General features: G+C 41.6%; 10 protein-coding genes. 4 read left to right on the top strand and 6 right to left on the bottom strand.

All coding sequences use genetic code 11. The features are described 5' to 3' along the window. Nucleotides 1–57: 57 nt before the first annotated feature. Nucleotides 58–366, top strand: a complete 309-nt coding sequence (gene trpR, locus L4C32_RS14430) for a trp operon repressor (protein ID WP_428197589.1) — start codon at nucleotides 58–60, stop codon at nucleotides 364–366. 8 nt (nucleotides 367–374) lie between these two features. Here the strand turns inward: trpR and yjjX are convergent, their stop codons facing one another. The 6 genes from yjjX to bamD form a co-directional block, all read right to left on the bottom strand. After that, nucleotides 375–890: an inosine/xanthosine triphosphatase gene (yjjX, locus tag L4C32_RS14435; protein WP_428197590.1), complete on the bottom strand. Its 516-nt coding sequence runs from the start codon at nucleotides 888–890 to the stop codon at nucleotides 375–377. Then, nucleotides 853–3,210, bottom strand: a complete 2,358-nt coding sequence (locus L4C32_RS14440; protein WP_428197591.1) for a putative bifunctional diguanylate cyclase/phosphodiesterase — start codon at nucleotides 3,208–3,210, stop codon at nucleotides 853–855. The genes yjjX and L4C32_RS14440 overlap by 38 nt, the downstream gene beginning before the upstream one ends. After that, nucleotides 3,207–4,226, bottom strand: a complete 1,020-nt coding sequence (locus tag L4C32_RS14445; protein ID WP_428197592.1) for a polyamine ABC transporter substrate-binding protein — start codon at nucleotides 4,224–4,226, stop codon at nucleotides 3,207–3,209. The genes L4C32_RS14440 and L4C32_RS14445 overlap by 4 nt, the downstream gene beginning before the upstream one ends. Nucleotides 4,227–4,361: 135 nt before the next feature. Continuing rightward, nucleotides 4,362–5,543 (bottom strand): chorismate mutase, encoded by a 1,182-nt coding sequence (locus L4C32_RS14450; RefSeq protein ID WP_428197593.1) that lies wholly within the window; start codon nucleotides 5,541–5,543, stop codon nucleotides 4,362–4,364. 214 nt (nucleotides 5,544–5,757) lie between these two features. Beyond that, a complete protein-coding gene (gene hpf, locus L4C32_RS14455) occupies nucleotides 5,758–6,114 on the bottom strand; it encodes a ribosome hibernation-promoting factor, HPF/YfiA family (RefSeq protein WP_428197594.1) in 357 nt (118 codons plus the stop codon). Nucleotides 6,115–6,393: 279 nt separating this feature from the next. Beyond that, nucleotides 6,394–7,122 carry an outer membrane protein assembly factor BamD gene (gene bamD / locus L4C32_RS14460; RefSeq protein ID WP_428197595.1) on the bottom strand — a complete coding sequence of 243 codons (729 nt, stop codon included), beginning with the start codon at nucleotides 7,120–7,122 and terminating at the stop codon, nucleotides 6,394–6,396. Nucleotides 7,123–7,257: 135 nt separating this feature from the next. Here bamD and rluD point away from each other — a divergent pair, with 135 nt between their 5' ends. The 3 genes from rluD (at nucleotide 7,258) to clpB (ending at nucleotide 11,658) form a co-directional block, all read left to right on the top strand. Beyond that, nucleotides 7,258–8,232: a 23S rRNA pseudouridine(1911/1915/1917) synthase RluD gene (gene rluD / locus L4C32_RS14465; RefSeq protein WP_428197596.1), complete on the top strand. Its 975-nt coding sequence runs from the start codon at nucleotides 7,258–7,260 to the stop codon at nucleotides 8,230–8,232. After that, nucleotides 8,232–8,963: a peptidoglycan editing factor PgeF gene (pgeF, locus tag L4C32_RS14470; RefSeq protein ID WP_428197597.1), complete on the top strand. Its 732-nt coding sequence runs from the start codon at nucleotides 8,232–8,234 to the stop codon at nucleotides 8,961–8,963. The genes rluD and pgeF overlap by 1 nt, the downstream gene beginning before the upstream one ends. Nucleotides 8,964–9,084: 121 nt before the next feature. After that, nucleotides 9,085–11,658 (top strand): ATP-dependent chaperone ClpB, encoded by a 2,574-nt coding sequence (gene clpB / locus L4C32_RS14475; RefSeq protein WP_428197598.1) that lies wholly within the window; start codon nucleotides 9,085–9,087, stop codon nucleotides 11,656–11,658. The last annotated feature ends 397 nt before the right edge of the window (nucleotides 11,659–12,055 follow it).

The following is a 12,055-nucleotide window of genomic DNA, read 5'->3' on the forward strand; positions in this document are numbered from 1 at the left end:
AGGCTAGAGATAAATTTCGGTATATAATGTTCACCTGTCTATCGAAATGAGGTCGTCATGTCATTAACCCCCGATTTTAATAATTGGCAACAGCTTATGGATTTAATTAAACAATCTGCAGATGATGAGCAACACTCTCTATTGCTCACTATGCTGATGACTCCCGATGAGCGAGATGTATTATTAGCTCGGGTGAATATTTTTCATGAGTTATTAAAAGGCGACTTAAGCCAGCGGCAAATTAGCCAATTATTAGGGGTAGGTATTGCGACAATTACGCGCGGATCGAATGAGTTGAAAAACCACTCTGAACTCGATAAAGAGTGGTTACAGACCCTGCTTTCTGAAGAGAAAAAGGCGGATTGAATCGAGACTTAAAACCTCTCAGAGTGAACAAACGGAATCAAGGCTAAAATGAGCGCTTGCTGATAGACACTACTTCGAGTTAGTAGGTTGTTGGTGAGTAATCCAATGGCTCCGCCTTTCTGTTTTATATTGTCAGTGTTGAACTGTCTGTCCATGACATCACCCAATTCGTCACCTTTCGCCACCTCTTTTATGACGGCTGGTGGAAGCATTAAGCTGGACGAACGTGACTCACCATGACGAATATTGTCATTAATTACCATCCAAGCGAAAGTGACATTTCCTTCAATCCCCGCTTCAAGGGCAACGTAATAGTCAGCACCAGTAAAGGCCATTTTGGCATTTTTAATTCGGTTTAATGCGCCTGATTTTGTCTCTTCACAACTCATCGGTTGGTCTGGAACTTCACTATCTACAGACACTCCTATGTAGTCAAAGGTTTGCCCGGGGAAACTGAGGGTGAACGCTTCTTTAACAGCACTGATTTTAGCTGGGTTTAGCGATGAGATAATCACTGTTTTCATTTATTTGCCTTCTTTCATAATCTGACAACCATTGGGGGATTTCGTTGAGTGCCATAGGTTTTCCATAATAGTACCCCTGCAGTAGGTCACATTGGAAGTCTGATAACCATCGAGACATCTCTTCTGTTTCAATTCCTTCGGCTGTCACTATCATCGATTGTGAATGGCAAAGCTCAATAAGGGGTTTGATTATCTGCCTTTTTTTACTGTTGCTCAGTGTATTTAAGAAAACTCGGTCTAGTTTGATTTTTTGGACAGGGTACTCTGCTAACTGTGTCATAGAGGTAAAGCCTGAACCAAAATCATCAATAGCTAATTGGAACCCGTATTCGTTCAGCTTACAGAGTAAAGAGTATTGAGTGACGGATGCATCAAAGGTCTCCGTTAACTCTAATTCAATCAATTCTGGTGTGATTCGGTATTGTTCAGATATCTGAATAATATAGTTGGCCAAATTGATGGAGTTTAAGTTGGCAGAAGATAGGTTGATAGAGAGCTGAAATTTAAAGCCAACGATCTGCGCCAATGTGTGGTAATAAGACATGGCGTTTTTTAATACCCAGCGATCGATCGAAGCATACAAGCCAATTTTTTCTGTAATAGGAATAAACTCATCAGGGCTGACGAGACCTAAAGTTGGAGAACTCCAGCGTAATAGAGCTTCAAAACCAATTAACTGCTTATTCGATGCATGAACATAGGGCATGTAAACCAGATTAAAAATGTCATCAAAATTGTGCGTTCTCAGCTCTTTCTCAATTTGTTGTATGCGCTGCATCTCTTGGTCTAATTGCTGCGAATAATAAAAGAGCTGATTTTTTCCTAATTTTTTTGCTTGATACATAGCGGTATCGGCTTTAGAGATGAGTTGGTCGAGATCAACACCGTTATCAGGAAAGCAAGCGATACCAATACTGGCCGTTACTGGTAATGTGTTATTTTTAAAGCGATAACCGCAATGAAACCAACTGATAATAGTTGCTGATAGTTTGCTTTCAAGTTGTTGCCCTAAACGTTCCGATGTGATCGCAATGGCAAATTCATCACCGGAAAGGCGGGCTGCGATACAATATTGACGGTGCGTAGAACTAAAGTTATCAATTAGTAGCGTTAACTGTTCAGAAAAGTCAGCCAGTAATTGATCACCAATGGTATGGCCATATTGGTCATTGATGGTCTTAAAGTTGTCGAGATCAATATAGATAATACTGATCTTATGTGTGTCGGGGTCACAATGGTTAAGCTGGTTTTCGACTTCATTGTTAAAGCGATACCGGTTAGCGAGTTGAGTCAGTTGATCATTTTCAGCGAGTTGTTTGCTTTTCAGGTATGCGGCATTAAGTTCGCTATACATATTGTGAAACTTACGGGATAGGCGACCGACTTCATCATTCTTACCAGATGGCGTTAAATTCTCTATCGCTTTGCAATCGAGCTGGTTGAGTTGTTTATCCAATTGACATACTGGGTTGATCACATAGTGACGTATCAAAATCAGCAGTGTTGCTGTTGAGGTAATAATAAGGAGTAGAAACCCGCTAATTAAGCGAACAAATAGTGAGGAAATCTTACTATCTAAGTAGTGAGCATTGGGCTTAAAAAAGAGGTAGGTATTATTATTCAGTGCGACGGTATGAGCCTGTGAATCATGGGGAAGAACACGGCTATCAGAGAAGGTTACTTCTGTCTGGTAGTAGCCATTCATCTGCATAATTTTCAGGTTTAATTGTTGTGCTTCGATAGTTACGGTCAATGCCAAGGTATGGTCTACTTGACCTGCCTCAGCTGTCGATAACGTTCGGGTATCAATTAACATGTATCGTATGAGTGAGGTCTGTCCCTCTTGATTTGTGACCAGCCCTGATTTTTGATTCTGCAAAGCATTTAACTCATGTTGAACGAACTCTTTTTGTTCTTGCGGCTGCTTAGCAAAAGGATCCTGGCTACTCTCATAATAAAACAGGGTCTGGAGTTGTGGTGAAAGCAAAGAGACAGAGGTGATGGCGCTGTGGCTCATATCTAGCTCAGATAGTGCTCTGTCTAGTGATTCACTCAAATCAATGTGGCGATACTGGTCATCACTATTATGGATGAACTCTTGAAGCGTGCCACTCTCTTTAAGAGCATAGACATAACTATTCAAAAAGGTTAAATAGTAGGAGTGATAACTGGCTAGCTCAGACAGACCAAGGGCAATCTTCTGCTTTTCAAGCTGTTGGATTGCAGACTTCTCTTCATTAAATATCTTATAAGTGACTAAACCGTAGCTCAATAAAATAACGGGAATAATTAATACGATAAGACGCTTGCTTAAGTTCATTGACGAGTGGCCTGTAACGTTTTAAACGACTTCATGATCGAAGCGGCGATAGTGTTTTTTTCATAGATGCTTGAGCGATCTTGATGTGAATAAAACTGGGCATTGGTTAATGTATGTTGATCAGTTGTTGGTGAATACCCCATACTTTGAGCGTTGATCTTTGCTATCTCTTTTCTGTTTATAAAGTTAATGAAATCATAGGCTAACTTTTTATTCTTACTGGTATGTGCAACCGCTAAGCAGTCTACCCAAATCAGAGTGCCCTCTTTGGGAATGATGAACTTCCACTGTTTGGAGTGTGTCTCGGAATTTAACGTGACTTCATCACCACTAAACGCCATGGCGAGATAGAGTTGTTGTCGATTATTCGCTTGAGTAATGAGAGTGGTAGGGTTGCCGTATCCCAACATGAAAGGAACCTGTTCTAACAGCTCTTGGTGTATTTCATTGAGTAAGCGCTTATCGTTACTTGTCACACTCTGGTGTCTAACAAACAAGGAGGGAAGCAGTAGTTCAGAGTAATCTCCCAACATACTGATATGGCCAGAGAGGTATTTTTCAGGTTGTAGAATCGAGTGCCAAGAGTTTGGTGGCTGCTTCAATTTATCACTTCGATACGCTAGACCTAAAGAGCCCCAAAAATAGGGGGCTGAGTGAGTTCCGCACTGCGTTCTCCAGCTTTTATTTGAGTTGATAAGATTAGGTACTTCGGTGTTTGAAAGAGGAGCGAATTGATTTTTTGAAGCAAAGTAGCGCGCAGTAACTTCATCACTGACGATCAAATCGATATTGCCATATTGATTGTTACTAATGATTTCATCTCGTTGCGCCATATTACTGAAAAAGAGTTGCTCAAGAGTACTGCCACTTTTTTGTTCCCATATCTCAATGACTTGGGGAGATAGGTAGCCTTCCCAATTGAGGATTGTTAACGTGGAAGAGCTTGCTTTTGCATAAAGGGAAGTAACCAATAAGAGAAGAAAAAAAGCAATATTCGTTAAGTGCTTGACAGTCAAAATTAGCCTTGTGATTCATTAGGCAAACAATCATAAGGTTTTTTTATGCAAATGTTGCATATAGGTGTCATTTATTTGAACTTGACTCAAAAAGACCCGCCATAGAGAGGGTGGCGGGTTGTATCAGTGAGGGGATTAGGACTCTTTGATATTCGGTTGTACCGGTTCTACATTTTCAATGGGATAGCAACCTAGTACTTTGAGATATTTAGTAATTACCGTTAGCTCATCAATAACCAGTTTCATTTCGTCAGATTTAATATTGGCTTTTAAATCCATATAAAACATCTCTTCCCACGGGTTGCCAAGGATGGGTCTAGATTCTAGTTTATTAATGTTGATGTTGTGTTTTTGAAGCACTAATAATGATTCAACCAATGAACCAGCGTCGTGGGCGGTTGACATGATCAGCGTCGTTTTTGAAGGGATTTGCTCTGATACTTCGACAGGCTTACGGGCAACGACAATAAAGCGAGTATAGTTCTCAGTTTGGTTCGCAATGCTACCGTGAATCGATTGAAGTCCATACAGTTTACCGCTGGATGCATTACCAATAGCACCAACATGTGGAGAGTCTAGTTCTTTTACTGCAACCATCGCGTCAGCGGTACTGACACAGGATTTTAACGCCACACTGTCTAAGCGACTTAAAAATTCACTGCACTGCTGCAAAGGCTGCGGGTGAGAATAGAGGGTTGTAATGTCCTCTAATGAGCTGTCTGATGTTGTTAAAATACAGTGGTCAATCGACTGGGTTATTTCCCCTACGATATAAAGAGTGGTGTGCTGCAATAGGTCAAACACTTCATTGATTGAACCAGAACTGGTGTTTTCAATCGGTAGTACACCATACTCAGCGTGACCAGATTCAACTGTTTTAACCACTTCTTTAAAATTCTCACAACCCAGCTCCGCGAGTTCAGTGTTTTTCTTACTGAAATATCGTCGACTGGCTAAATTGGAGTAGGAGCCTTTAGCCCCGAGATAGGCGACTCTTGCAATTGGTTTTCGGCTTAACTGAGGATTAGCGAGATTCTGTAAGTATTGCTGCTGAAGTAGCACCGAGTCTTCGATAATAGTATGGAACAGTTGTGTAATGTAGTGAGCATCTAGATTGTGCTTCTTACCATTATTGATCAATTTAACCAGAAGTTGCTGTTCTCGTTTGGCATCTCGTACTGGTTTTGACGTCTCGACTTTACTTTTAGCGACTTCAATACTGAGTTTTCTTCGTTCAGAGATCAGTGTTAAAAGCTCATTATCAATATCGTTTAGTCTTAATCTGATCTCATCAAGTGAGTATTGCGGTTCCGTCATGTTTTATTCCTTAAAAAAGCCTCCGATTCAGTGGAGGCTTCTAAATTCGATTTGTCTCAGCCAGTTGAGCCAGATTTTGTATTTTCGTTATGATAATCACAATAAGCAAGCCAGCTGTTATCGTCAAGAAATTTATATCATCATAAACAACAACGCCTCAATGCAAGCATTGAGGCGTTGTTGTATTAGTATCCTTGTTTTTTAATTTGGGTATTTATACCTCTTCAGAATCCAGCTCTTCTTCAATGTCATTTTCTACTGGTGATTCTGAATGACTCGCTCTACGCGACTCAGATTTGTGTTGCTGCTTGTTCATTTGGCGTTCTAATTTTTGTAGTGTCTCTCTAATTGCACCAAATAGGTCATCTTGTTCCGCCGAAGCAACGAGTTTGCCTCCAGCAAGAGAAATATATGCTTCAACCTTGTGTTGGCCATTTGCACGTTTAGTAATTCCAGCATGACGGCCTGTGATATCAGCTTGCCATTTATCTAATTTTTTAAACTTGGCCTCAATACGTTCACGAATAGCAGGAGTAATGTCGATGTTAGTGCCGATGATTTCTACTGTCATAAATGCTTTCCTCTATACGACCCCTTGTTGGGTTAACTTCAGATTACTTATCTCAGTAAAAATAAATGTGATCCAGATCACTTTTTTGTCATGAGCGCGAATAAACAATTTCAACTGTGATCGTAAACAAAAAGATTGTATTTATTTGCTCAGAATGACTTGATGCCAATGAAAAAATATTAGAGTATGGGGGGGCTGAGCACTAGAAATGAAGGTTTTTAGGGGCTGAGTTCAACCCCAACTTTTCACTGCTCTTTTCGTCAATATTCTAACTGTTATTTAATCTGCAGGATTTGCGGCAATCATCGCCTCAGTACGCAATATTGCGTCATCCAACTCCAGTTCTTCATAAGCAACCAACATGAGTTCAAGAGATTTTCTTGCCGCATTGGTGTTTGGGTAGGTACGCTGTAATTCTTGGCTACGATTGATCGCTGATATCCACGCTTCACGTCGAATATAAAAATCGGCAGTGGCCAGTTCATAATTGGCTAAGCGGTTTTTAAGTGATGCCATTCTTTTTCTAGCGTCATTGGCGTAAAGACTATTTGGATAGCGCTCAAGCAACTTCTTAAAATCCTTAAAAGCAGAGCGAGCTGGCTCAGGATCGCGATCTGAGCGATCAATATTAAACAAGTCATGCATAAAGCTTCGGTCTTGCGCCATATAGGTCAAACCACGCATATACAGTACCCAATCTGATTTCTCATGAGTTGGATTCAAACGATTGAAACGTGAGATGCTCGCAAGCCCTAACGCCAGATCATCACTCTTGTAATAAGCGAAAATAAGATCTAATTGAACCTGTTCGGAATAAGCGCCAAAAGGGTATCGTGAATCAAGTGCTTCTAATTTCTTTATCGCATTGGTCCAGTCTCCAGTTTTCAGTGACTGTTGGGCTTCAGAATAGAGTTCTGCGGGGGGAGTGTCCGGAACGATGTCGTCACTGCTTGAACAACCTGCCAATAATGCGACAGATAATAGAGCTGAAATAGTTAGGCGTTTCATTGCTGGAAAAGCTTCCTTGATAAAAAAACAGAGAATCCGATATAGAAAAAGTCCAATAGCGGATACAATAGGATTATTACATCTATTTACCTAGCGTGCGACTTATTAGTCCCATGGTTTTTGAAAAAGTTCGATATGGCCCAACAAATAGAATTAACAGATACGATAAAAGAGAGTCAACTTGGTCAACGAATTGATCAAGCAGTGGCAGAATTGTTCACAGATTACTCTCGTGCGCGAGTGAAAGAGTGGATTTTAAACGGCAGCGTTGTCATGGATGGTAAAGTGGTTGCCAAACCTCGCATTCGTGTATATGGAGGCGAAGAGATCGTTATCCGCGCTGACCTTGATGATGAAGAGCGTTGGATTGCCCAAGACATTCCATTAGATATCGTTTATGAAGATGAAGATATCCTAGTCATCAATAAACCAAGAGGTTTAGTGGTTCACCCAGGTGCTGGCACGCCAGATGGTACGATCTTGAATGCCCTATTGCATCACTATCCAGACATTGCAGAAGTTCCTCGAGCAGGCATCGTGCATCGTCTTGATAAAGACACAACCGGCCTCATGGTGGTTGCAAAAAGTGTTCGTGCTCAAACTCGTTTGGTACGTGCATTGCAAAAGCATAAAATCACACGTGAATATGAAGCGATTGTTATTGGTAAAATGACCGCTGGTGGCACCATTGAGAAACCGATTGGTCGTCACCCAACGAAGCGTACCCAGATGGCTGTGCATGAGTTAGGAAAAGATGCGGTAACTCACTTTAGAGTGGCTGAGCACTATCGAATTCATACCCGTATCCGCTTACGTCTTGAGACAGGTCGTACCCATCAGATCCGTGTGCACATGTCGCACCTTCAACACCCATTAGTGGGAGATCAGGTGTATGGTGGACGTCCTCGTTTGCCTAAAGAAGCATCACCAGAGCTTATCGGTATGTTAAGAGGCTTTGATCGTCAAGCACTTCATGCGGCAATGCTAAAATTTGAACATCCAATTACCGGTGAAGTAGTAAAATTCCTTGCCCCTATCCCAGATGATATTATCGCACTGCGTGAAATGCTACGTGCGGATATGCTCGAAAAGGGTGAAGACGAGATCTGATGAATTTCATCATTCCAAACTGGCCAGCAGCTAACAATGTCAAAGCGTTAAGTACGTTACGAAAGGATGGGTTCAGTCAGAGCCCATTTGACAGTTTTAATGTTGGGGCTCATGTTGGAGATGATATTCATTCAGTTGAAAAAAATCGTTTGTTATTACTAAAAGCTGGTGAGCTGCCTAGTGCACCAGTTTGGCTTAACCAAACTCACTCTACTAACCTTATCTCTCTGCCTTTAGCAAGCACTACATCGTTAGGTAATAACCTTGATGGTTCATTAACGAGCACTAAACATCAAGTCTGCTGCGTGATGACTGCCGACTGCCTTCCTGTGCTTTTTTGTGATAAAGCGGGAACGAAAGTGGCTGCAGTACATGCCGGCTGGCGTGGGTTGTGTGATGGTATTCTTGAACAAGCCGTCAAAGCATTAGATTGCACTGATTTAATGGCATGGATTGGTCCCGCGATTGGTCGTGCGAGTTTTGAAGTCGGAGATGAAGTGAAGCAGCAGTTTATCGATGTGGATACGCAAGCAGAGGATGCCTTTTCAGCCAGCAGTAGTGGAAAATGGTTAGCAGACATGAATCTTTTAGCCACTCAGCGGTTAAATCGTGTTGGCGTTCTCGATATTTACTACTCTAATCTATGTACCTACCAAAATAACCAAGATTTTTTCTCATATCGTAAAGAGGGACAAACAGGCCGACAAGCCACGCTTATCTGGCTTGAGTAGCACTCCTCACTTCTAATATCCTGATCTTAATCAATCCAATCTCAACTTTAAGCTTGAAAATATAAACAAATGCGCCCATCTATTCTTTAATTAAGAAGACGTTTTATGTGGAGAGTTTGTCATGCGTTTAGATCGATTTACGAGCAAGTTTCAATTAGCGATTTCCGATGCTCAATCATTAGCGCTTGGGCGAGATCATCTTTATATCGAGCCTGTGCATTTAATGGTTTCTCTGCTTAATCAAGATAGCAGTACCATTCGACCGCTGTTGACCATGCTGAATGTGGATGTCACTCAGTTACGTTCAAAATTAAGTGAGTTATTGGACAAACTGCCAAAAGTGACAGGAACAGGAGGGGATGTACAACTCTCTAGTGGCATGGGTGTCATGTTTAATATGTGCGATAAACTGGCACAAAAACGTAAAGACACCTATATCTCTTCTGAAATATTCATTCTTGCGGCGATTGAAGATAAAGGGTCATTAGGAAAATTACTACGTGATCTAGGCTTAACTGAGCAGAATGCCAATAAAGCGATCGAAGAGATCCGTGGTGGACAAAAGATTGATGACCAAAATGCAGAAGAAAAACGTCAAGCGTTAGATAAGTACACCATCGATCTCACCGAGCGTGCTGAACAAGGGAAATTAGATCCCGTAATCGGACGTGATGACGAAATCCGTCGAACCCTTCAAGTTTTACAGCGAAGAACAAAAAATAATCCCGTTATCATTGGTGAGCCTGGTGTGGGGAAAACTGCCATTGTTGAGGGATTGGCGCAGCGTATTATTAATGGTGAAGTTCCGGAAGGTTTGAAGAATAAGCGTGTCCTTTCATTAGACATGGGTTCACTGGTTGCTGGGGCAAAATATCGTGGAGAGTTTGAAGAGCGACTCAAAGCGGTATTGAATGAGCTGGCAAAAGAGGAAGGGCGAGTCATTCTGTTTATAGATGAAGTGCATACTATGGTTGGCGCTGGTAAGGGTGAAGGCTCAATAGATGCGGGGAATATGCTAAAACCAGCTCTTGCTCGTGGTGAACTCCATTGTGTGGGTGCGACAACCCTTGATGAATATCGACAGAACATTGAAAAAGATCCTGCCTTAGAGAGACGGTTCCAAAAAGTACTTGTGAACGAACCAAGTGTAGAGGACACCATTGCTATTTTGCGTGGATTGAAAGAGCGTTATGAGCTACATCATCACGTAGAGATAACCGATCCAGCCATCGTTTCAGCGGCAACGCTCTCTCATCGTTATGTGTCTGATCGCCAGCTGCCAGATAAAGCGATTGATTTGATCGATGAAGCGGCTTCAAGTATACGCCTGCAGATGGACTCCAAACCTGAGTCGTTGGATAAACTGGAACGACGTATTATCCAGTTAAAAATTGAACAGCAAGCATTAGTGAAAGAGAGCGACTCGGCAAGTTTGAAAAGATTAAGTGTCTTAAATGAAGAACTCAAAGGCAAAGAGCGGGATTACGCTGAACTGGAAGAGGTGTGGAAAGCAGAAAAAGCAGCACTATCGGGCACGCAACATATTAAGTCCGAATTAGAGCAAGCTAGAACAGATATGGACATAGCCAGGCGTGCAGGTGATCTCAATAGAATGTCAGAGCTGCAATATGGACGGATCCCAGAGCTTGAAAAGCAGTTAGATTTGGCTGCTCAAGCAGAGATGCAAGAGATGACACTGCTGCGTAATAAAGTCTCTGAAGTTGAAATAGCAGAAGTATTGTCAAAACAGACCGGAATTCCAGTGGCGAAGATGCTGGAAGGTGAAAAAGACAAACTGCTGAAAATGGAGCACGCTCTACACCACCGAGTGATTGGGCAATCTGAAGCGGTCGAAGCCGTGTCTAATGCTATTCGTAGAAGTCGAGCTGGACTTTCCGATCCTAATAAACCGATTGGGTCTTTCTTATTTCTTGGGCCGACAGGGGTAGGTAAAACCGAACTGTGTAAAGCACTAGCGAACTTCATGTTTGATAATGAGAGTGCGATGGTCCGAATTGATATGTCTGAGTTTATGGAAAAACATTCGGTCGCCAGGCTAGTCGGAGCACCTCCGGGTTATGTTGGGTATGAGGAGGGCGGTTACTTAACAGAAGCCGTTAGAAGGCGCCCCTATTCTGTGATCTTATTAGATGAAATAGAAAAAGCGCATCCTGATGTCTTTAATATTCTCCTACAGGTACTTGATGATGGCCGATTAACTGATGGACAAGGTAGAACGGTTGATTTTAGAAACACCGTAATTATCATGACATCGAATTTAGGTTCTGACCAAATACAGGAAAACATCCATCAACTAGATTATGAAGGGATGAAATCAATAGTGATGGACGTGGTATCACAACAATTCAGGCCTGAGTTCATTAACCGTGTCGATGAGAGCGTGGTCTTCCACCCATTATTGAAAGAGCACATTAAAGAGATTGCTAAGATTCAGCTTCAAATGTTAGAACAGCGACTATTAGATAAAGGTTATGAGCTATCGATAAGTGATGAGGCGTTAAGTTTAATTGCAGATGCAGGCTTTGATCCGGTATTTGGAGCAAGACCATTAAAACGTACGATTCAGAATGGAGTTGAAAACCCATTAGCAAAAGATCTTCTTTCCGGTAAGTTAGAAATGGATAAGATTATTCGTTTATCAGTGAAAAATAACCGACTGATTGCGGAGCAATAAGTAACAAATAAATAACGTTTGGCTGCAAAAAATACAAATCGTCTGTTTATTGAGCGGCTGAACTCTTTTTATTTAAAAAATCACAATAAGCACTTGCCAATGGGATCGAACTCCCTATAATGCGTCCTCACTGACACGGAGCGGCTTCTTCTTTTAGAAACCAAGAGCCATAAAGGGTTCTAGCTCAGTCGGTAGGACTACAAGCCACGAGAAATAAGTTTAAGAAAGTGTTTGACACGGTAACTTAATTCGCTAAAATGGCCGTCCACTTAAACGAACTAACCGAAAGGTTTGAAAGTTTAAGAATTGCTCTTTAACAATTTGACCATGCAATTTGTGTGGGCACTCGTGAATAGATTATCAAAAAATAATCTCAATGAACTGAGTGGCCTTAATC

Source organism: Aliivibrio kagoshimensis, assembly GCF_050337105.1.
GTDB lineage: Bacteria > Pseudomonadota > Gammaproteobacteria > Enterobacterales > Vibrionaceae > Aliivibrio_A > Aliivibrio_A kagoshimensis.